We start from the raw sequence: 23,969 nt of genomic DNA, 5'->3' as shown, positions 1-23,969 counted from the left end.
ATTTAACACCTGATAGAAAAGCAGCTTTCTTGGATTTGCGGTAATATCTTTCAAAAAATCTAAGAAAACTGTTTTCTATGAAGGTGTTAATTATAAGGAGGTTGACTCAATGAAAAATCTGGCTAAAGGGTTTGGTGCAGCTTTACTTAGCGGAGCTCTGCTTACTGCCTCGCTTATTCCCTCAGGAGCATTTGCAGCAGGTAATCCTGACTATGCTGCGGCTTTTAAAGATTCAATTTTGTTCTACGATGCAAATAAATGCGGAGAAAATGTTGCTGATGATAATTTCTTCAATTGGCGGAGTGCCTGCCATGTTGATGACGGCAAGGATATGGGACTGGATTTGTCAGGAGGCTACCATGATGCAGGAGATCATGTGAAGTTTGGCTTGCCTCAGGGATATTCCGCAGCAGTACTGGGCTGGGCACTGTACGAATTCAAGGATTCCTTCGATGCCACAGGAAATACTGCGAAGATGTACGAACAGCTGAAATATTTTACAGATTATTTCTTAAAGGCGCATCCGGATGCCAATACCTTCTATTATCAAGTTGGGGAAGGAAATGACGATCATACTTATTGGGGAGCTCCGGAACTGCAGACAGGAGACCGACCGACCTTATACAAGGCTGATTTAAGTCACCCTGCATCGGATATTCTGGGAGAAACTGCAGCGGCGTTGACATTAATGTACCTTAATTATAAAAATATAGATGCCGGCTATGCAGGCTCCTGCTTAAAGGCGGCAAAAGAGCTTTATGAATTGGGAAAGGCAAAGCAGGGTGTGGGGAACGGACAATCCTTCTATCAGGCAACAAGCTATGGGGATGATTTGGCATGGGCGGCAACATGGCTGTATACTGCAACAAAAGATGATGCATATATAGCAGATGCTGAGAAGTTTATTGTTTTAGGAAATACAATGAATGAGGATAAGCTGAAGGATAAATGGACAATGTGCTGGGATGATATGTATGTGCCGGCAGCACTCAGACTTTTCCAGCTAACAGGCAAGCAGATATATAAGGATGCAGTACAGTTTAATTTTAATTATTGGAAAAATGATTTGGCGACAACACCGGGAGGATTAAAGTATTTGGCAAGCTGGGGTGTATTAAGGTATGCCGCAGCAGAATCCATGGTTATATTAATATATTCCAAGGATAATAAGGATTCGGAATTAATGGATATGGCAAAAAAGCAGATTGATTACATATTGGGCGATAACCCTGCCAAAATGTCCTACATAATTGGATATGGCAGCAATTGGTGTATTCATCCCCACCATAGGGCGGCAAACGGCTATACATATGCAAACGGGGATAATGCAAAACCTGCACAGCATTTATTGACAGGGGCATTAGTCGGAGGACCGGATCAAAATGATAAGTTTTTAGATGACGGGAATCAGTACCAGTATACAGAGGTGGCTTTGGACTATAATGCCGGTCTTGTTGGGGCACTTGCAGGTGCTTATAAGCTGTTCGGAGGTACAATTCCAGATGTTAAAATAGGTGACTGCAACGGTGACGGCAGTGTTGATGCAATAGATTTGGCAAGTATGAAGAAATATTTGCTGACTCAGGACAGCATAAATATAAATATTAAAAATTCAGATATGAACGGTGATGGCAATATTGATGCAATTGATTTCGCTCTCCTTAAAAAGGCACTGCTATAAGCAAAATTGGCAGTAATAATCAAAAAGCCTGTTTGCTTTATTTTATTTGCAGTTGCAAATTTATAATGGGAAGTTGAGTAATTTGATAAAAATCAGATTGGGGGTGAAAAGATGAACAAGAGAATTAGGATGTGTTTAGCCTTTGCTCTTATTTTACAGCTGCTTTGTATTATGCCCGGTACAAAGAATTTCGCTGTAGCCGCTGCCGGAAATGGTATTGTCACAACAAATGGAACGTCATTTATTCTTGACGGTAAGCCTTTTCGGTTTGCAGGCTGTAACAATTATGATTTATTTACATACGGAGACGGCTCTAATGACCAGACTCAGGAAGATATTGAAACTAAATTCATGGATAAAGCAAAAATAGATACAATGATGAGTCAAATGGCGGAGGATGGAATCAAAGTGGTTCGTACATGGGGATTTTCTCATGAAACATGGCATGGCTTTGAACCAAAAGAAGGGGTATATAATGAAGCCCAATTTATGCTCTTTGATTATATACTGGAATCTGCAAAGAAAAATAATATAAAAGTAATTATTGTATTTGAAAACTATTGGGAGTCTTACGGCGGCATAGATACCAGACTTAAATGGGAAGGATTGCCTGGTGTATCACATCCAAACAGAGCAGTATTTTTCACTGATAAAGGGTGCAAGGAGCAGTATAAAAATTACGTAGAGCATTTTGTTACAAGGATCAATCACTATACAAACGAACCCTACAAGGATAATCCGACTATTTTCTCTTGGGAGCTTATGAATGAACCAAGATATCAGGATGTCAGCGAGGAAGAGAATATTAACGGAACCACATTAAGAGCCTGGGTTGATGAAATGGGAGCTTATGTTAAAAGCTTGGATCCGAATCACATGGTAAGTGCAGGTCTTGAAGGTCAGAGCACTAAATACGGTTATGGCGGAAATTGCGGTAATCCGTTTGTCTATATACAGCAGTCACCGTATATAGATTTTACAACTGCACACCCTTATCCGGATGAAGCATGGGCAGGACTTAGTTCAGAACAGGCAGGAAGTCTGGTTCGTTCATGGATTAACGATTCTCACAATATCTTGAATAAGCCCTTTGTCATGGAGGAGTTTAATACTCATAATGACAGAGAGGAATACTGGAATGAAATGTATGGAGCAATTGAGGAACTGAATGCATCGGGGGATTTATTCTGGAGCTATGCTCCTTTTTCCGGCGGCTTCTATATTATGCATGGAGATCCGATATTGAAAAGTGTGCTTGCTCCACATGCAGCGAAAATGACTGCCGAAGTTCAGATAAAGCCCGGAGACACAAATGGGGATGGCAGTATTGATGCATTGGATTGTGCATTGTTAAAGAAGTATTTATTGAATCCTGATATGGATATAGAAAACAGCAGCAGCTTTGATTTCAATCAGGACGGGCATATTGATTCTTTAGATTTTGCAAAGTTGAAGAAATATCTTTTAGATGCTTAATAACAATAAAAACGAAAGGTGAGGTGGGATTCTTGAAATTAAGAAAGATATGTTCAGGCTTATTGGCAGTGGCTATTTCTATGGTTGCTTTGATTCCTGCAAATAATCAAGCCGTAGCGGCAACAGGCGGTGCTTATGAAACAGGAGTTTACAGGAATCTGTTTGTGGAAACCGGAAAAACTCAGGCTCAGGTTGACGCGAAGCTTCAGGCAGCGTGGGATAAGCTTTTTTATGGTAATGACAGCTCGGAAAGAGTGTATTATCCTGTAGGAACAGATATGGCTTATATAAAGGATGTTGCTAACGGGGATGTCAGAAGTGAAGGTATGTCATATGGAATGATGATCTGCGTTCAGATGGATAAACAAAAGGAATTTGATAATCTTTGGAGATGGGCAAAAAAATACATGCAGCAGCAAAGCGGTGCGCTTAAAGGCTTCTTTGCATGGCAGTGCAATTTCAGCGGAGGAGTTATGGATAGTACTCCTGCATCGGATGGTGATGAGTACTTTGCTATGTCACTATTATTTGCTGCTAACCGCTGGGGAAGCAACACGACAGGAATAGACTACAACAAGGAAGCGCAGACTATTCTTGATGCCATGCTTCATCAGTCAGATGACGGACAGGGATATAATATGTTTAATAAGACCTATAATCAGGTTGTATTCTGTCCGACAGCAGGCAATTATGATTTTACCGATCCATCCTATCATCTCCCGGCATTTTATGAGCTGTGGGCTTTATGGGATGATTCAGACAATGCGCTCTGGTCACAGATTGCTGCTACCAGCAGACAGTTCTTCCCAAAGGCAACAAATGCAACTACCGGATTAGGGCCTGACTATGCCGAATTCAGCGGAGCTCCTAAGGATGTATCCTGGAGCAGCGGACATTCGGATTTCCGTTATGATGCGTGGCGTATTGCATCAAATATAGCAGTAGACTATGCATGGTTCGGAAAAGACGCATGGGCAACAACTTTTGCAGACAGACTGCATAACTTTTTCTACAGTCAGGGTGTTACAACATATGGAAGCAATTATACCTTAGCAGGGTCAAAATTAAACAGTGACCATTCACCGGGATTGGTGGCTATGAATGCAGTAGCGGCTTTGGCCACTACTTCGGATAAGTCAAAGGAATTTGTCAATGACTTATGGAATACCTCAATACCAAGCGGGCAATACCGTTATTACGACGGAATGCTGTACTTCCTTGGAATGCTGCACGTAAGCGGCAACTTTAAGATGTGGGGAGTACAATCGCAGACTACGGTAACTCTTGGTGATGCAAATGATGATAAAAATATAGATGCATTGGATTTTGCAACAATTAAAATGTATCTTCTGAATTCAAGTACAGCAATAAACCTTAAAAATGCAGATATGAACGAGGATGGTTCAGTTGATTCACTGGACTTAGCTGCAATCAAGAAAAAATTATTGAATAACTGATTTTAAGATTAATAGTTATACCTATTATGTTACTGTATATTTCATAACAAAAAGGTATCACCAATCAACTTTCCCGGGTCTGTGAGGTTATATCCGGGGAAGTTGATTTTAAATTGCAGAGGAGACATAACTATGAGAAAAAAATTTATATCTATTGCAGGTTTAGCTCTTGCGGTGGCACTTACAGCTTCTGTCACAGTACCTGTTAATTCTGCCGAAGCCTATTCTCAGCAGGCATACAGCTGGGAAAATGTTACTATAGGCGGCGGCGGTGGATTTATTCCCGGAATTATTTACAGTCAGGCAGAAAAGGATCTTATTTATGCACGTACGGATATTGGAGGTGCATACCGCTGGAACAAGGATACAAGCAGCTGGATTCCTTTAATGGATTCTTTTGATTTGGATGAATACAGCTATTACGGAATTGACAGCTTGGCAGCCGACCCTGTTGATCCAAACAGGGTTTATGCAGCAGCAGGAATGTATACTAACGATTGGCTGCCTAATACAGGCGCGATACTCCGTTCTGAAGACAAAGGAGCTACATGGGAAAAAACAGAATTGCCATTCAAGTTCGGCGGAAATATGCCGGGCCGTTCAATGGGTGAACGGCTTGCCGTTGATCCAAATAAAAACAGTATTCTGTATTTAGGCACACGCTGCGGGAACGGCCTTTGGAAAAGCACAGATTACGGTGAAACGTGGGCTGAGGTCGCAAGCTTTCCCAATCCGGGTGACTATGTATACGACCCGGCTTATGACTACTCAAAGGATATCATTGGCGTAGTTTGGGTGGCATTTGATAAAAGCAGCAGTACATCAGGGAATGCTACCAAGAATATATATGTCGGAGTTGCCGATAAGGAAGAGAGCATTTATAGAAGTACCGACGGCGGGGTAACCTGGGAAGCAGTTCCGGGACAGCCGGCGGGTTATCTGCCTCATCATGGGGTAATGAATTCAAAAGGAGTATTATATATTACATACAGTGATTCCTGCGGACCGTATGACGGAACAAAGGGTGATGTCTGGAAATATGACACAAGCACCTCGGCGTGGACGAAGATAAGTCCTATTCCTTCTTTGAAGGAGGACGGTTCAGACAATGGTGACAACTATTTTGGCTACGGCGGACTGGCAATAGATGCACAGAACCCGGATACTATCATGGTTACAAGTCTGGTGTCATGGTGGCCGGATGATATGATATGGCGCAGTGTGGATGGCGGGACAACCTGGAGCCGTATATGGGATTGGGCAGGCTATCCTTCACGCAGCTTCAGATACACACAGGATATTTCAGCCGCACCTTGGCTGGACTGGGATAAGGCTTCGAGCGTAAGCTTGCCGGAAGTAAGTCCGAAACTGGGCTGGATGGTTGGCGATATTGAAATTGATCCGTTCAATTCCGACCGAATGATGTATGGAACCGGTGCCACATTGTATGGTACCGACAATCTGACTGCATGGGATAAAAATGAGAAGATAAAAATCTCAGTAAAGGCTGCAGGGATTGAGGAAACAGCAGTTTTAGGATTAATAAGTCCTCCTTCAGGTGCGCCGTTAATCAGTGCATTGGGAGATATAGTAGGCTTCCGGCATGATGACTTGGATAAGGCACGTTCAAAAATGCTGGTTCCGGCATACTCAAGTGCCACAGGGATAGATTATGCGGAATTGTCGCCAAGCTTTATGACAATTGTTGCAAAAAGTGATGCAGAGAATGTAAAACGTATAGCTTTCTCATATGACGGAGGAACAAATTGGTTTCAGGGAAATTCTGAGCCTGCCGGTGTTACTGACGGGGATAGCAGCGTGGCAGCAGCAGCCGATGCAACAGCAGTAATCTGGGCACCTGCGGATGTAAAGCCGGCTGTCACAACAAACAACGGCAGCTCTTGGACGACCTGCACAGGTCTTCCGGTTAATTCTGCAATAGCCTCTGACCGTGTAAACGGAAAGAAATTTTATGGATTTTCAAATGGCAGCTTCTACGTAAGTACAGATGGTGGCGTAACTTTTAATGCAGCAGCAACGGGTTTGCCAACTTCAGCTAAAATTAAAGCTGTTCCGGGAATTGAAGGAGATATATGGCTGTCTGCAGGTGATGACGGACTATGGCATTCTACTGACAGCGGAGCGACTTTTGAAAAGCTTGCAAATGTCAGTACGTCATATGTGGCAGGCTTTGGCAAGGCAGCACCTGACAAGGCTTACATGGCTGTTTATATTACAGGCAAGGTAGATGGAGCGATAGGTATATTCCGTTCTGATAATGAAGGTGTATCGTGGGTTAAAATTAATGATGAGGATCAGGGCTTTGGTGCAATAGACAAAACCATAACCGGAGATCCAAGAATATATGGACGTGTTTATGTGGGAACTAACGGAAGAGGTGTCATTTATGGAGATATATCAGGAAATACAATAGACAAGCCGCTGACAGGAGATGTAAATGGAGACAAGGCTGTGGATGCTCTGGATTTTGCTCTTATAAAGAATTATCTTCTTGGAGGAATAGCTGATTTCCCGGGAGAGGGCGGAGCTGAGGCTGCAGATGTTAACGGAGACGGAGATATTGATGCGATAGACTTTGCATTGGTCAAAAGCTATTTGCTTGGAAGTATAACTGGTTTCCCTAAACAGTAGTACATAAAGCAGCAGGTCATACAGGTGCTTTTCGTAAAAACATGCAAAATATTTAATATTTCTACAAAATTATGCATTTTAACCTTGAATTGTTACGTTACATAATGTAAACTTAAATCAGGTATATCATGCCAATTCAGAAACATCTTAAAAGTACAAAGCCTTTAAAAGCAAGCTGTTGCATATTTTTTAGGATTCTGCGGGAATAAGGCATAGGGTTGGTTTTGATCAACGAAGATTATTTTTGACTAATCAGATATTTAATTTTTGGTAGTAGCATAGGGTCCATAATAATTTGTTTTTAAAATAAGAAGGGAGGATAAGGTTACAGTTTTATATGCGCGTATATTATGCGACTTATCGTTATTACCAAAGTAAATTGCGGTTGAAAGCCTTTTGACGATGCAAATCGTCTTTTCAGGGCAGGTATGCTTTTAAGCCTGCTTACAACTAATGTTTCAAGCTGTGCCTGATAGAATAATAGGGGAGCTTTACAGTATAAATTATTTCTTAGGCAAGGCTTTGAACCCAGCTTGGTTTTTGACTGGGGAAGGTCAGCTTCAAAAACCAAACTAATCGCTAATAGCTTTTAGATATACTAAAATTATTTTTTGGAGGGAATGATTTTATGAAGAGAGCAAAAAGAATATTGTCGTTATTTACTGCACTGGCAATCTCTTCCACAATCTGCTTGTCAAATTTTGGGGCAGGTGTGAAAGCAGTTGACAGCAATAATGACGACTGGCTTCATTGTCAGGGGGACAAAATCTATGACATGTATGGCAATGAAGTTTGGCTGACAGGTGCTAACTGGTTTGGGTTTAACTGCAGCGAAAATGTTTTCCACGGCGCATGGTATGATGTTAAAGGTATATTAACCAGTGTAGCCGACAAGGGAATAGGTTTTCTAAGAATACCGGTTTCAACGGAATTGCTATACAGCTGGATGAAGGGCAAGCCAAATCCGGTTTCAAGCGTGACAGCCAGCAATAATCCGCCATATCATGTATGTAATCCTGATTTTTATGATCCCGAAACCGATGATGTAAAGAACAGTATGGAAATATTTGATATAATAATGGGATACTGCAAGGAGCTTGGAATCAAGGTAATGGTTGATGTACACAGTCCTGATGCCAACAATTCGGGACATAATTATGAATTGTGGTACGGCAAGGATACAACCACCGCAGGTGTCGTTACGACTGATATGTGGATAGATACCTTGGCATGGCTTGCTGACAAGTATAAAAACGATGATACTATTTTAGCTCTGGATCTGAAAAATGAACCCCACGGAAAACGCGGATATACAGGTGATACCTGCCCTGATACAATAGCAAAGTGGGATGACTCAAAGGATGAAAACAATTGGAAGTATGCTTCTGAACAATGTGCAAAGGCTATACTTGCAGAAAATCCAAACCTTCTGATAATGATAGAGGGTATAGAGCAATATCCTAAGACAGAAAAGGGGTATACATATAATACACCTGACATCTGGGGAGCGACCGGAGATGCTTCTCCCTGGCATGGAGCTTGGTGGGGCGGCAATCTGAGGGGGGTAAGAGACTTCCCTGTTAATTTGGGTTCACTGAACAGTCAGATTGTATATTCCCCACATGATTACGGCCCTTCGGTATATGCCCAGTCATGGTTTGATAAGGATTTTACTACACAAACATTATTAGATGATTATTGGTACGATTCATGGGCATATATTGATGACCAGAAGATAGCTCCGCTTCTTATAGGTGAGTGGGGAGGACATATGGATGCAGGCAAGAACCAGAAATGGATGACGCTGTTAAGAGATTATATGATTAAAAACCGTATTAGCCATACCTTCTGGTGCATAAATCCAAATTCCGGTGATACAGGAGGACTTATAGGAAACGACTGGTCAACATGGGATATGGAAAAATATGGACTGCTGGAGCCTGCTTTATGGCAGACAAGCGGAGGAAAATTCATTGGCCTTGACCACGTGGTTCCTCTCGGTTCAAACGGAATTTCACTGGGAGAATATTTCGATACTCCGGCTCCTGTCGTTCTTCTTGGAGATGCCAATGAGGACGGAGCCGTTGATGCTTTGGATTTTGCAGTACTGAAGCAGCATTTATTAGGAGTTGCGGTAAAGATAAATGTAAAGAATGCTGATATGAATGCCGATGGAAACATAGATGCTCTTGATATTGCAAAATTGAAGGCATTACTTCTAAATAAATAGCATAGTTATATTTTTTAAATAAAAAATTATGAATTCAGATGCACAGAATAATTATTCTGTGCATCTTTTTTTGTAAGGATTAATTTAAAGTAACTTTGCTTTAAATTAATCCTATGAAAAATGTATTTAAGTTTTGTGTAAATAAATCACAAATTTTTAAAAAAATTTAAAATCGACCAACATAAGTAAAATATTCCCAACGCATAATTATATTGGTAAGTAAAAATATGGAATTAAAGTAATTAATTGCTATACATAAGCTTGTCTGACCGGTAAGTTTATGAAAACCAACTAGCCAATAAAAACGTTAAGGGGGTGAAAATATTAATTCGGTTGATTTATCAGCAGAGAACTATAAGTTTAATCAATTAACCTAAAAAGCTTTGCATTGCTGATAGAGAACCGGATACAAGTGAAAAACCTAAATGATATACAATGGCAAAAATGGTTTTCGTACACATAAAAAAAACAGGAGGTATACTATGCATAAAAAAATAATTTCTTGTCTTATGGTGCTAAGCATGATAATAACATTATTTGCGTCTGCAAGCAATACGTTTGCAGCAAGCACAAGTTTAAACGTGCAGTTCAATAATGGTAATTCATCAGCTTCATCCAATACAATAAGTGCAAGATTTAAAGTAACTAATAGCGGCGGTTCTGCGGTTAATTTATCTGACATAAAGCTGAGATACTATTACACCATAGATGCTGATAAGACTCAGAACTTCTGGTGTGATCATGCAGGAATGACAAGTGGAGGCTCATATACGGCTGTTACAAGCTATGTAACAAGCAAGTTTGTGAAAATGACCACCACAACGTCAACTGCCGATAATTATATTGAAATCGGATTCTCCGGCGGAGGAAGCCTTTCGGCGGGAGGAACTGTGGAAATTCAAACCAGAGTGGCAAGGACTGATTGGACAAATTATGACCAGTCCAATGACTACTCCTTTAAAGCTGCGGGCAGCTATATTGATTGGGATCAGATAACGGCATATATAGGTTCGGAGAAGGTATACGGCAAAGAACCGGTACCGGGCGAAGAACAAAAGGATCCTGCTATCAGCCCTGCAACAGCAGCTTTTATACAGGGCAGCGCATCAGATATTAAGGTATCATTGACACCGAACGGAAATACCTTTAAAGGGATAACAGGTCTTACTCAGGGTACTAACTATACAGTATCGGGGAATACCGTAACAATACTCAAGAGTTATTTGAACAGTCTTACGGCGGGAACAAAAACTCTTACCTTTGATTTTGGAGTATCGAAAAATCCGACAATGAGCATTACAGTCAAGCCCATTGATGATAAGAGTCTTAACGTGACGATAGGTACGGCGGCAGGAAAATCAGGGGATACGGTAACAGTACCTGTCAGCTTTGCAAATGTTGCCAAGGTTGGCAATGTCGGAACCTGTAATTTCTATGCAACCTATGATACCAGCTTGCTGGAAGCTACTGCAGTATCAGCAGGTACTATAGTAGCAAACGCGGGAGTAAACTTCTCAAGCAGCATCAATAATGGAACAATCAGCTTCTTATTCCTTGACAATACTATAGGCAACGAATTAATTAAGACCGATGGTATATTTGCAAATGTTACCTTCAAAATAAAGAGTACAACTAAAGAAGTCACCACACCTGTGGCGTTCAAGGCAGGGGGGGCTTTCGGCGACGGTAATATGAGCAAGCTTGCATCAGTTAATCTGATAGACGGAAGTGTTGTTATAAATGGTCCGGTACAGGGACCGACAATAAGTCCCGCATCAAAATCCTTTACACAGGGGATGTCATCAGATCTGAAAGTAACCCTTTCAGATGCAAGTACTTTTAAAGGAATAACAGGTTTAACAGAAGGAACGGATTTCTCTTTAGCAGGAAGTATTGTAACAGTTCTTAAGAGCTATTTGAACGGATTGCCGTCAGGAACAAAAACTCTTACCTTCGATTTCGGAACGGCCGGAAAAGCTACATTAACATTAACAATTACAGCTCAGGATACTAAAAATCTGAATGTAAGGATTGGAACAGCGGCAGGGAAATCCGGTGATACGGTAACGGTACCTGTCAGCTTTGCAAATGTTGCCAAGGTTGGCAATGTAGGGACCTGTAATTTCTATGCGACCTATGATACCAGCTTGTTAGAAGCTACAGCTGTGTCAGCAGGCACAATAGTAACAAATGCAGGAGTAAACTTCTCAAGCAGTATCAATAATGGTTCTATCAGTTTCCTTTTCCTTGATAATACTATAGGAAATGAACTGATTAAGGCAGATGGAATATTTGCTAATATTACCTTCAAGATAAAGAGTACAGCAAAAGAGGTCGAAACTCCTGTGGCCTTTAAGACCGGCGGAGCCTTTGGCGATGGGAGTATGACAAAGCTGGCTGCTGTTAATTTTATTGACGGCAGTGTTGAAATAAACATGAACAGCAACAAACCGTCAATAAGTCCGGCGGCAAAGTCCTTCGTAAAGGGTACGGCATCTGATATAAACATAACACTTACACCAAACGGAAATACCTTTAAAGGAATAACAGGCTTAAAAGAGGGTACGGACTATACAGTGTCAGGTAACAGTGTAACTATATTAAAGAGCTATCTGAACAGTCTTGCAGAAGGGACAAAAGTACTCACCTTTGATTTTGGCGTGGAAGGGAATCCGGTATTGACACTGACGGTTAATCCTATTGATACTAAAAATCTGAATGTGTCAATAGGGACAGCATCAGGTAAAGCTGGAGAATCCGTAACAATTCCGGTAAGCTTCGCAAACGTTTCTAAAGTTAATAATGTAGGGACATGTAACTTTTATGTGACCTACGATACAGGCTTGCTGGAAGCTACAGCTGTATCCGCAGGCACTATAGTAACAAATGCGGGAGTAAATTTCTCAAGCAGTATCAATAAGGATGGCTCAATAAGCTTCCTTTTCCTTGATAACACTATAGGAAATGAACTTATTAAGGCTGATGGGGTATTTGCAAATATTACCTTTAAGATAAAGGATACCACAAAGGAGGTTTCCACCCCGGTTGCATTTAAGGCAGGAGGAGCTTTTGGAGATGGAAGTATGACAAAGCTTTCAACAGTTATTTTTACTGATGGCAGCGTAGATATAAATAAAGTAGTCAGTCAGGACCCTGTAATAAGTCCGGTAACGAAATCCTTTGTCCAGGGTATGGTATCAGACTTTACAGTATCGCTTACACCAAACGGAAGTACTTTTAAAGGAATAACAGGTCTGACGAAAGGCACTGATTATACAGTATCAGGAGACAGTGTAACAATACTCAAGAGCTATCTGAACAGCCTTGCAGTTGGAACAAAGACTCTTACCTTTGATTTTGGATCATCAAAGAATCCTGTGTTGTCAATAGTAATTACAGCACTTACTCCGGAATTTACCGCATCGATCGGCACAGTATCAGGGAAAGCAGGAGATACAGTGACTGTACCGATTAGCTTTGCAAATGTAGCAAAAGCAGGCAGCATAGGAACCTGTAATTTCTATGTGGCCTATGATGCCAGCTTGCTGGAGGCAAAAGCAGTTGCAGCCGGCCCTATAGTTGTAAATTCAGGAGTAAACTTCTCAAGCAGCATCAACAAGGATGGCTCGATAAGCTTCCTGTTCCTGGATAATACTATAGGCAGTGAATTGATAACCAAGGATGGAGTGTTCGCAAATATTACATTCCTGATAAAGAGCACAACACAAGAGGTTACAACGCCTGTGGCATTCAAGGCAGGAGGAGCGTTCGGCAATGGGGAAATGAATAAGCTGGAAAGAGTCAACTTTACAGACGGCAGTGTTGATATTAATAAAGTGATTGTTCAGGAGCCTGCGATCAGTCCTGAGACAGCAGCCTTAATTAAGGGAGCTGCATCTGATTTAACGGTTGTGCTCACACCAAACGGAAATACCTTTAAGGGTATTACCGGATTAACAGCCGGAACAGATTTTACTGTGTCAGGGAATACTGTGACACTCCTCAAGAGTTATCTGAATAGTCTGGCAGCCGGAACAAAAGCACTTACCTTTGATTTCGGAGCGGCAAAGAATCCAGTATTAACTATAACGGTTAATGAAGTAACGGGAGGACTCAGTGCTAAAATTGAGACTGTAAATTGTAAAGCAGGAGATATAGTAACATTACCGATAAGCTTGTCAAATGTTTCAAAGGTCGGCAAGATAGGAGTGGGTAATACGGTTATAGCCTATGACACCGGTATTCTTGAAGCAACTGCCGTATCATCAGGTCCAATAGTACCGGATGAGGCTGATAACTTCTTCTACAATATCAATGATAACGGTACAATCAGTATAATATATATTAGTGCCACAGACAGTGGCTTGATTGACACTGATGGGATATTTGCAAATATAGAATTTAAGGTAAAGAGTGATGCATTACCTTCTGTAACACCTGTGGACTTTAAGCAGGTAACCTTCGGTAATGCTGATTGGACGAAAATTAAGCCTGTTGAAAGTGTAAACGGAGGCGTAAGGATAATTGACAATATGCCATCCATAAGACCAAACACAGCAACCTTTAATAAAAGCGTACCTGAAGATGTGGTGATAAATGTTGTATATAATGGGATTAAATTAAAGGGGATTACCGGCTTGACTCAGGGAACAGACTATACAATATCAGATAACAAGGCAAAAATAACAATATTGAGCAGTTATTTGTCAACTCTTCCAGTAGGTACAAAGGAGCTTACTTTTGATTTCGGTCTTGAGCAAAATCTTGTTCTGACAGTATCAATAACAGATTCATTGCCTAAGCTTCCTTCAATCAATCCTAAAACTGCGGAATTTGACAAATATGCTCCTCAGGATGTAGTAATAGGTGTCGTATACAATGGAATTAAACTAAAGGGAATCACCGGCTTGACTCAGGGAACAGACTATACGATATCAGATAACAAAGCAAAAATAACAATATTGAGCAGTTATTTGTCAACTCTTCCGGTAGGTACAAAGGAGCTTACCTTTGATTTCGGTCTGGTTGAGAATCTTGTATTGACATTGACAATACAAGACTCAAAACCTCAAGGTGCCACAATAAGCCCTGATAATGCAACATTTGACAAGTATGCTCCTGAAGCGGTATATGTGACAATGACCTCAAACGGAAGTACCTTCAAGGGCATTACAGGCTTGACACAAGGAAATGAATATACAGTATCGGGTGACACTGTGAGATTTTCAAGAACATATATGTCAACTCTTGCTGTAGGAACAAAGGCATTTACATTTGATTTTGGCTTGGAAGCAAAAAATCCGGTATTTAAATTGACAGTTACAGATTCGACGCCTCCTGTTACCATCAAGGGTCTCGGTGTAACAATAGGAAAAGCATCGGGTAATGCAGGAGATACAATTACAGTACCGATTTCATTAACAAATGTAAGCAAGGTTGGAAATGTGGGGACCTGCAACTTCTATATAAGCTATGATACAAGCAAACTTGAGGCTCAGAAGGTAACAGCCGGCTCAATAGTAAAAAATGCGGGTGTGAATTTCTCAAGCAGTATCAGTAATGGTACAATCAGCTTTCTGTTTCTGGACAATTCCATAGGAGAGGAATTGATTACAACAGATGGCGTGCTTGCTACAATTACCTTCAAGGTTATTGGCAGCTCCAGCGCAGCTTTAACCTTTAAAGAGGGCGGAGCCTTCGGTGACGGTAATTTCAGCAAGTTAGCTGATGTTACTTATATCAGCGGAAGTGTGAACTAAATCATAGCAGGCTGTTGAATAAAGCCTGTCACGTATGTTTAAAGATAATTGACTAAAGCCAGTTATGGATAAAGCTTTTGTGATGACAGGATATCGTTTCTTAGGTGAGAGTAATTGACTTGGCATATTAAAAGTGACAGCATATTTTTCGATTATGTGACAGGCTTCTCAAAAAACTAAAAATATAGAAAGGAAGGCACATTTTGATGAAAAGATATATAAAGAAATTCAGTGCGATTACTTTGGCTGGAGTGATGTCTTTATCTGTAGTTGCTTCTGCCGGTGTTTATGCAGCGGCAGATGATCCTGTCAATCAGGAATATAAAAGCCGTTTTGAAACTATGTACAAAAAAATCAAAAATACTTCAAACGGATATTTCAGCTCTGACGGAGTTCCGTACCATTCAATTGAAACATTGATGGTTGAAGCGCCTGACTATGGACATGTCACAACCAGTGAAGCCTTTAGCTACTATATGTGGCTTGAAGCAGTCAACGGAAAATTTACAGGGGATTTCTCGGGCTTTAAAAAGTCATGGGATATTGCAGAAAAATATATTATTCCATCCTCGCAGGATCAGCCAAATTCCGCGATGAGTAAATATAATCCTGATGATCCGGCAACTTATGCTCCAGAGTGGCAGGACCCAAGCAAATATCCGGCGCAGCTGGATACAAATGCTCCTGTCGGTAAGGACCCAATATCGGGGGAACTGAAGTCCGCTTATGGGACAAGCATGATATACGGTATGCACTGGCTTTTGGATGTAGATAACTGGTATGGGTTTGGAAACAGAGGCGACGGAACCTCAAAAAACTCATATATCAATACCTTCCAGAGAGGTGAGCAGGAGTCTACATGGGAAACAATACCGCAGCCTTGCTGGGATGCAATGAAGTTTGGCGGGTCAAACGGCTATCTCAATTTATTCACAGGAGACAGCTCGTATTCAAAACAATTCAAATATACAAATGCTCCCGATGCCGATGCACGTGCAGTTCAAGCTACTTATTGGGCAAATGTATGGGCAAAGGAAAGAAGTACGGATATAAAGACTTACGTATCCAAGGCCTCTAAGATGGGTGATTATTTGAGATATGCAATGTTTGACAAGTACTTCCGCAAAATTGGGTCATCTTCATCAGCAGGTACGGGATATGATGCATGTCATTACCTGCTTTCATGGTATTATGCATGGGGCGGAGGAGTTGAGGCTGACTGGGCATGGATTATAGGCTGCAGCCATAATCACTTTGGCTATCAGAATCCATTTACTGCATGGGTATTATCCACGGTTTCGGACTTCAAACCAAAGTCGGCTAATGGAGCGAGAGACTGGGGAAAGAGTCTTGATAAACAAATAGAATTCTATCAATGGCTGCAGTCTGCCGAAGGAGCTATAGCCGGAGGAGCAAGCAACTCGCGCAACGGACGATACGAAGCATGGCCGTCAGGTACAGCCACCTTCGATGGGATGGGCTATGAAGAAAATCCGGTATATAAGGACCCCGGCAGTAACACCTGGATGGGAATGCAGGCATGGTCAATGCAGCGTATGGCTGAATACTATTATCAGACAAAAGATAATAGAGTAAAAAATCTTCTTGATAAATGGGCGAAATGGGCGAATTCAGTAATTAAATTTAATTCGGACGGAACCTTCCAGATTCCGAATACAATTAGCTGGGAAGGACAGCCGGACACGTGGAACGGGGAATATACCGGAAATCCCAACCTGCATGTATCCATAGTCAATTATGGTACTGACCTTGGAGTTGCCTCCTCGCTTGCAAACACATTAACCTTCTATGCAAAGGCTACGGGAGATGAGACATCAAGGCTCAGTGCCCAAAAGCTTCTTGACGGTATGTGGAAAAACTATCAGGACGACAAGGGAATATGCGTGCCGGAGCCTCGCACAGATTATAGCCGCTTCAAACAGGAAGTATATGTTCCATCCGGATTTTCCGGCAAGATGCCTAACGGTGATGCAATTAAACCGGGTATCACTTTTATAGACATCCGTTCAAAATATAAAAAGGATCCGGAATGGTCAAAGGTTGAGGCGTATTTGAACGGCGGAGATGTTCCGACAATGAAATATCACCGTTTCTGGGCTCAGAGTGAGTTCGCTGTGGCGAATGGTATATATGCGATATTGTTCCCTGACGATGTTACTGTTACTTTAGGGGATGTAAACTCGGATGGTGAAATTGATTCTATTGATTTTGCCTTATTGAAGAAATACATTTTAAACAGTTCTACCGCCATAACTAAGGAAAACGCTGATATGAACGGGGATGGAAACATCGATGCTCTCGATTATGCAAAGCTGAAGATTTATTTGTTAACCGGGAAATAATTTCCCTGAGATTGCCAATAAAAATTTGTTAAAATTTAATAATATTTTTATGTGAAGGTTAAAGAGTCAGAGTAGTGATAAAAACTGTAGAATGGCAAGTTCCGTTCTGCAGTTTTTTTATTTGCAAATTGTAACAGGACTGTTAAAAAATAAACTAAGCACTTGTAAAAATTTTCCATACAAAGTAAAATTGAAAAAACAAAACAGAATAATTTTCAATGTCTAGACAAGCTTTCTGTTTTTAAAAAATCTATTTACTTATGAGGAGGTAATTTTTATGAGAAATATTAAGAAAAATTGTTTGGTATTTGCAGCAGCGGTTTTGATATCTTTATCGGCACCGGGTGCTATAGCTTTTGCAGATAACTCTGCTTTGGCAAATACTCAGCTTGCAGCTGTTTATGAAAATGGACAGAGCTACTGCAATCTTTCAGATTTTGAACATGAAGTCCGGGTAAAGCTCACAGATGCGCAGGGCAACCCGTTGGCAGGAAAAAAAGTAGAGTGGAAAGAAAATTCCGGTGAATTTTATGGGCTGATACTAAAATACAATCAGACTGTTACTGATTCTGACGGAGTTGCTAAGAACAATATAACTGTTATGTTTCCGTCTTTCACAAAAGGTAAAATAATTACTATTGATAGTGCTGTTAGTGCGGATTTCCCGGGAGATACCGAATACATGGCATCAGCCGGAAGCGTCAAGGTTTATCGAAAGCTTATTTCAAGCTACAAAGCAGGAGATGGCAATATGGATGGAAGCGTGGATGCATTGGATCTGGCAGCCTTAAGAATGTATTTATTGGGCAATAAGAGTGCAATTATAAATCCGTCAGCTGTAGACATGGATAATGACAGGTCTTTGGATGCTGTTGATCTTGCACTGCTAAAAGCTATACTATTGAGATAGCTTGAAAAATGAGAAGGTTGCAATTCACGCATTTATTGTTCTCTTAGCACATTAAAAAGCTTCGAGCAGCTTTTTGCGGATTTGGCAATGAGCTGAAAAACCGGCAGGAACCTTTTAATTCTAACAGGTTTCTGCCGGTTTTTAATTAAAAAGAATAGCTTGTATTGTAATAGGGCTTGCGTGCTGCCTGTGAAATTAAAAGAAGGCGGAGTTTTTGGCGGATTAAATAATTATTTCAAATTGATTCAGCGGTAATAAAATATGTCAAATGCCTTATACAGGTAAAAATATGATATACTTACATTGCAGGGTCAAGGCTGGCATGGAGGTCAGCTTGAAAGAATTTTTGTAACTAGACTGGACATGGAGGTTATTATTATTTTGAAACTGTATAATAAAATTAGAAAAGTTAATATTGTACTGATTTGTACAGTTGCTATTATATCGATTGCAGGAGGTATTTCCGGTTGCGGAAAAGAGAATTTATACCTGAAAATGGATATTTTGGATACAGGCAAATCTGACTGTATTATCCTGCAGATTGGGGACAAGGTAATAGTTAATGATTCCGCAGATGAGGATGATCATAAGTTAATAGCATCGGTTCTGGATGACTACGGAATTAAAAACATTGATTATTTTATTATAAGCCATTATGACAATGATCATATAGGAAGTGCCTCAAATATTATAAAAAAATATAAGGTGGGGAGAATATTCGCTCCTGACTACAAGAGAGATTCAAAGCTGTACAGTAAGCTTATGAAGGCTGTTAATTCCGCAAGGGTTCCGGTATCTTTTCTGACGGAGGACTACACCATTGAAACTGCAAATGGGCATGTACAGATTAATGCTCCCTTAAAAAAAGTATATGACAATGAGAATAATTACTCTCTTATCACATCTGTTTATTGTAAAGGGTACAGCTTGCTGCTGTGCGGTGATGCATTAGAGCAGAGAATGCAGGAATTTAATTCCGTATGCAAGGATTCCTATACTTTTATAAAGCTGCCTCATCACGGCAGCTATGACAGTGGACTGAAAGCAGCGTTAAATAACGCAAAACCTTTATATGCCGCTGTTACAGCTGAATCAAAAAAAAGACTTGATTCAGCGCTGCTATCCGAGCTCAATGCTCTGGGCACACGCCTGTATAAAAGTTATGACGGTCGGATAATGGTAACTGTAACAGATAGAGGGTTTAATGTCGAGCAGTGATATTTATTATCAATTAGTCTAGTCAGATATGGATAAGATTTATAGAATATCTGGCATATATTATGTGAAGCAAAGTTTAAAATTTTTGTACCCCGGACGGAGGTTATTATGCGTTTCATTAACAAATGGTCATATTCTTGTGCGAAAGGCTTGTCGCAAATGCTGGATGAAGATCATCAAAAAAAGGCCTTATATTATTATGGATTTCAGATAGCCCTTGGAAGTATTGTTAAAGCTGTTATATTAGTTGCCGTTTCCTTTGCTCTCGGAGCAATGCTTCCGGCACTTACAATATCACTAGCTTTTGCGTTGCTGCGTAAGGCAGCAGGCGGATATCATATGAAAACCTATGGCAAATGCCTTTTTGTAACTATGGTTCTATTTATTTCAGCAGCCTTGATTGCACAATATACATATCAGTATTGGAGTATTTTATGTCTGGCAGGTTTTATTGGCTTGACATTTTTTACAGGAATGTATATTTTGATAAAATATGCACCAAGAGATACTCCAAATCGTTTAATTACAGATGCGAGGGAAAAAAGAAAATTTAAAATCATATCTGTTATATATATGCTTGTATGGTTAGTATTGTCAATGCTATTAACTGCCATCGGGATTAAGTTGTACGCTATTTCATTATGCTTTGGTATTTTGCCGGAATTGTTCGGAATTACTCCGGCAGGACATAGCTTTTTTGAGAAAATTGAATATGGATTAGGGCGTAAAAAGCAAAAGCATCTGATTAAAACTTAATATTGCCTGAAGCTTTTGCACGATAATTGAATTTAATAAGCAGAATTTGTAAGGATAGCAAAAACACCTTTTACAGGTGTTTTTGCCGGTTATTTTGTTCGATAAAGTCACTAATAAGTGCTTCAAATCGATTTGCCTCAATATTTGAAGCATTCATTAATACGGCTAACTTTACATATGGAATAAAATTTTCGTTTTTCAGATAGGTTTCAAAAGCATACATTTCCGGGCTGAACAGATCATTTTCATTATTCGGTAAATTTTCTGAATTATTAGTGATTCCAAGCATATAATCTGAAGATACATCAAAATACTTTGAAAGCAAAACAATTACACCCGGGTCTGGCTCTCTTTCACCCAACTCATATTTTGATATGGTTTCCCTGCTTTTGCCTAAAGCCTTTCCTACTTCATTTTGGGATTGCTTTTTGGCTTTACGTAGTGTTTTAATCCTCTCTGAAAGAACAGACATTTTAATCACCTCAATAAATAATTATAATGGATGAATGTTAGTAATAGCAATATTTTTTATTAATTGCTAAATATATTTATAAAGTGAATTATTGTTAAAATTTGATGCCGGAATTATATTATAAAAATTATAGAAAAAAATTAAAATTATTCCATAATATAGTTGACTGATTACTCTAATAGTAATATAATATTGGTACGAAGTGTACCTGCTGGAAAATAAAATAATCGACAAACTATCTAAAAATAAAGTCGGTACACTTCGAATTATATTTAATTTCCGTAGTGCATCAGTAAAATACACATTTGCTCATTTAAAATTCAGTGATTTTCATTAACAGCTTTATATCTTGCGGCAAGCCCCTATATCCAGCCTTAGTATATTAGAATAATTCTAGCCTTGCGCAGATACATCTCCTTCTTATAGCTGTGTCTTATTGTTTTTTTGTACACACCCAAAAGCATAAAATATGATATAACCCAAACTGTGTTCAAAATCAGCTTAAAAGCAGTATTTATATCAAGATGATATAAATATCATACTTATATTTTATTACGTGAAGACTTTAAACCTTAATTGACTTTATTTTTGATAAATATCGCAGGATTCTACAAATAATCTTGGGATTATTTATTTTTCTTTTACTATTCCTTTTTTTCTTCTTTTTTCTGGCATTATTATGGTATATACTATTATATAAGAAAGTTATTTTAGTTATATTTAATAATAAAAATACTGGGTGGGTACATACATCATACTATAAATTTGCCCGATGGATTCACCGCTAATATTAGAAGAGAGGCGATTTAATGGAGAAGGTTTTAAGTTCTTTAAGTATTAGTGTTAAGAGATTGCTCAGATTATTATTAATAATTATAATTATATGGATAATTATGCCGTCTGTAAGCACCTTAGCCGCAACGACAATCAATACATCTGCTATATCGGGGGTGACAGCACCGGTGGCAGGAGCGGCTCCGGTTACATCAATAGCCGAGACAGCAGAATATACAGCAGCGATATCATGGTCGCCATCGAAGGCACCGTTTGCTGCCAATACGGTTTATACAGCAACAATTACAATTACACCAAAGTCAGGCTATACCTTGACAGGAGTACCTGCGAACTTCTTTACGGTGGCAGGAGCGACAACTACAACAAATACAGCAAATTCAGGGGTTGTGACAGCAATTTTCCCTGCAACAGCAACAACAATTAATATAAAGACAATAAAAGGGGTAACAGTACCGGTAACGGGAGCGGCTCCAGATACAACCGTAGATGAAACAGAACAATATACAGCGGCAATATCATGGTCACCTGCAGATGCAGCGTTTAAAGGAAGTACAGTGTACACGGCAACAATTGCAATTACACCGAAAGCAGGCTATACATTAACAGGGGTGGCTTCAAACTATTTTAAATTAGATGGAGTATCAGAAACAGAAATTCAGGTAGAATTGACAAATGCGGTAAATTCGGGAGTTGTAACAGCAATATTTACAGAGACAGAACCGGTAGTGATTAATATATCTACAATAAAAGGAGTGACGGCACCGGTTGCAGGAGCAACTCCTGTAACAACAATTACTCCTACAGACCAATACACAGGCATGGTATCATGGTCTCCCTCAACCGGATCTAAGTTCAGCGCAGGCGTAGTTTATACGGCTAATGTTATACTTACGGCGAAACATGGTTATACGCTGATGGGGGTAGCTAAAGACTTTTTTACGGTAGAAGGAGCAGAATCAACAAATACTAATACCTCCGGGGATATATATGCGGTATTTCATGCTACTGAATCATTGCCGATTGATATATCTTCTATATCAGGGGTAACAGTACCGGTAGCCGGGGCAATTCCGGATACAACAGTTGATTCAACAGCACAGTATTCAGCCGTAATATCATGGTCACCGGCAGATACGAAGTTTAAGGGCGGGACAGTCTACACAGCAACCATTACAATTACGCCCAAGACAGGATATACCTTATCAGGTGTAAGTGAAAACTTCTTTAAGGTAAGTGGTGCATCGACAACAAATTCTGCAAATTCAGGAGTAGTGACAGCGACCTTTCCTGCAACGGGAATTATACCAATTGATATTTCTGCAATAACCGGAGTAACAGCACCTGTAATTGGGGCAGCTCCGGATACAACTGTAGATGAAACAGCACAATATACAGCGGCAATATCATGGTCGCCGGCAGATATAACGTATAAAGGGAGCACAGTGTACACAGCAACGATCACAATTACACCAAAAGCAGGCTATACCTTAACAGGCGTGGCTTCAAACTTTTTCAAGGTAAGTGGTGCTTCAACAGCAAATGCTGCAAATTCAGGAGTTGTGACGGCAACCTTTCCTTCGACGGTATCCATACCAATTAATATTTCTGAAATAAATGGAGTAACAGTACCTGTAACAGGGCAAACACCTGTAACAGCAATAACGGAAACAACTCAATATACAGGAGCAATTAGCTGGTCACCGGCAGATACGACGTTTAAAGTAAACACAGTCTACACAGCAGGAATCACAATTACACCAAAAACCGGCTATACTTTGATAGGTGTGCCTGCAAACTTTTTTACGGTAGCAGGAGCCACAACAGTAACAAATTCAGCAAATTCAAATTATGTATCGGCGAAGTTTCCGGCAACAGGAATAGTTATCAGCACAAAAGCAATAACAGGGGTGACAATACCTGTAACAGGTGCAACTCCCACAGCGGCAATAGCAGATACAGCAGAATATACGGCGGCAATATCATGGTCACCTGTAGCGTCAGTCTTTGCGGGAGAACAGGTATATACAGCGACTATCACGCTTACACCCAAAACAGGCTATACCTTGACAGGAGTGCCTGCAAACTTTTTTACGGTAGCGGGAGCAGCAGCGACAAATTCAGCCGGTTCGGGAGTTGTGACGGCGGTATTTCCTGAAACACAGCCTGCGGTAATCAGTACGGCAGCGATAACAGGTGTGAC

The 23,969-nt window shown here is 40.2% G+C and carries 11 protein-coding genes and 1 pseudogene; 11 read left to right on the top strand and 1 reads right to left on the bottom strand.

Features of this window, described 5'->3' with window-relative positions:
- The first annotated feature begins 109 nt into the window (after positions 1-109).
- From LY28_RS14725 to LY28_RS14675, 10 genes are all read left to right on the top strand, one after another.
- Entirely contained in the window at positions 110-1,681 is a 1,572-nt protein-coding gene (locus LY28_RS14725; protein ID WP_110462947.1) for a glycoside hydrolase family 9 protein, read from the top strand.
- Between the two features lie 111 nt (positions 1,682-1,792).
- The gene (locus LY28_RS14720) at positions 1,793-3,157 is read left to right on the top strand and encodes a dockerin type I domain-containing protein (RefSeq protein WP_110462946.1); all 1,365 of its coding nucleotides are present in this window, start codon (positions 1,793-1,795) and stop codon (positions 3,155-3,157) included.
- Between the two features lie 32 nt (positions 3,158-3,189).
- The gene (locus LY28_RS14715; protein WP_340162548.1) at positions 3,190-4,614 is read left to right on the top strand and encodes a glycosyl hydrolase family 8; all 1,425 of its coding nucleotides are present in this window, start codon (positions 3,190-3,192) and stop codon (positions 4,612-4,614) included.
- A 132-nt stretch (positions 4,615-4,746) separates the two neighbouring features.
- The gene (locus tag LY28_RS14710; protein ID WP_110462945.1) at positions 4,747-7,266 is read left to right on the top strand and encodes a dockerin type I domain-containing protein; all 2,520 of its coding nucleotides are present in this window, start codon (positions 4,747-4,749) and stop codon (positions 7,264-7,266) included.
- 628 nt (positions 7,267-7,894) lie between these two features.
- Positions 7,895-9,496: a cellulase family glycosylhydrolase gene (locus LY28_RS14705; RefSeq protein ID WP_110462944.1), complete on the top strand. Its 1,602-nt coding sequence runs from the start codon at positions 7,895-7,897 to the stop codon at positions 9,494-9,496.
- A gap of 482 nt (positions 9,497-9,978) precedes the next feature.
- A complete protein-coding gene (locus tag LY28_RS14700; protein ID WP_242981317.1) occupies positions 9,979-15,255 on the top strand; it encodes a cohesin domain-containing protein in 5,277 nt (1,758 codons plus the stop codon).
- A gap of 206 nt (positions 15,256-15,461) precedes the next feature.
- The gene (locus LY28_RS14690) at positions 15,462-17,618 is read left to right on the top strand and encodes a glycoside hydrolase family 48 protein (protein WP_110462943.1); all 2,157 of its coding nucleotides are present in this window, start codon (positions 15,462-15,464) and stop codon (positions 17,616-17,618) included.
- 277 nt (positions 17,619-17,895) lie between these two features.
- Positions 17,896-18,528: a dockerin type I domain-containing protein gene (locus LY28_RS14685; protein WP_110462942.1), complete on the top strand. Its 633-nt coding sequence runs from the start codon at positions 17,896-17,898 to the stop codon at positions 18,526-18,528.
- 381 nt (positions 18,529-18,909) lie between these two features.
- On the top strand, positions 18,910-19,746 hold the full coding sequence (locus tag LY28_RS14680; protein ID WP_165835586.1) for a ComEC/Rec2 family competence protein: 837 nt from the start codon (positions 18,910-18,912) through the stop codon (positions 19,744-19,746).
- Between the two features lie 108 nt (positions 19,747-19,854).
- On the top strand, positions 19,855-20,502 hold the full coding sequence (locus LY28_RS14675; protein WP_110462940.1) for an accessory gene regulator ArgB-like protein: 648 nt from the start codon (positions 19,855-19,857) through the stop codon (positions 20,500-20,502).
- 70 nt (positions 20,503-20,572) lie between these two features.
- Here LY28_RS14675 and LY28_RS14670 read toward each other — a convergent pair whose 3' ends face one another.
- Complete coding sequence (locus LY28_RS14670; protein ID WP_110462939.1) at positions 20,573-20,974, bottom strand: helix-turn-helix domain-containing protein; 402 nt, start codon at positions 20,972-20,974, stop codon at positions 20,573-20,575.
- 809 nt (positions 20,975-21,783) lie between these two features.
- Between LY28_RS14670 and LY28_RS14665 the strand changes: the two are divergent.
- Positions 21,784-23,969: pseudogene (locus tag LY28_RS14665) on the top strand (hypothetical protein); the annotation flags it as partial.

The sequence above is a fragment of the Ruminiclostridium sufflavum DSM 19573 genome, from assembly GCF_003208175.1.
Lineage (GTDB): Bacteria > Bacillota > Clostridia > Acetivibrionales > DSM-1351 > Ruminiclostridium > Ruminiclostridium sufflavum.
The sequence above is the reverse complement of the archived record's forward strand: the minus strand, read 5'-3'. Positions and strand labels throughout refer to the sequence as shown.

What these genes read in the sequence shown, in the direction of transcription:
- LY28_RS14725 (WP_110462947.1), top strand. Translation starts at nt 110, where the DNA reads ATGAAAAATCTGGCTAAAGGGTTTGGTGCAGCTTTACTTAGCGGAGCT.
- LY28_RS14720 (WP_110462946.1), top strand. Translation starts at nt 1,793, where the DNA reads ATGAACAAGAGAATTAGGATGTGTTTAGCCTTTGCTCTTATTTTACAG.
- LY28_RS14710 (WP_110462945.1), top strand. Translation starts at nt 4,747, where the DNA reads ATGAGAAAAAAATTTATATCTATTGCAGGTTTAGCTCTTGCGGTGGCA.
- LY28_RS14705 (WP_110462944.1), top strand. Translation starts at nt 7,895, where the DNA reads ATGAAGAGAGCAAAAAGAATATTGTCGTTATTTACTGCACTGGCAATC.
- LY28_RS14700 (WP_242981317.1), top strand. Translation starts at nt 9,979, where the DNA reads ATGCATAAAAAAATAATTTCTTGTCTTATGGTGCTAAGCATGATAATA.
- LY28_RS14690 (WP_110462943.1), top strand. Translation starts at nt 15,462, where the DNA reads ATGAAAAGATATATAAAGAAATTCAGTGCGATTACTTTGGCTGGAGTG.
- LY28_RS14685 (WP_110462942.1), top strand. Translation starts at nt 17,896, where the DNA reads ATGAGAAATATTAAGAAAAATTGTTTGGTATTTGCAGCAGCGGTTTTG.
- LY28_RS14675 (WP_110462940.1), top strand. Translation starts at nt 19,855, where the DNA reads ATGCGTTTCATTAACAAATGGTCATATTCTTGTGCGAAAGGCTTGTCG.
- LY28_RS14670 (WP_110462939.1), bottom strand. Translation starts at nt 20,974, where the DNA reads ATGTCTGTTCTTTCAGAGAGGATTAAAACACTACGTAAAGCCAAAAAG.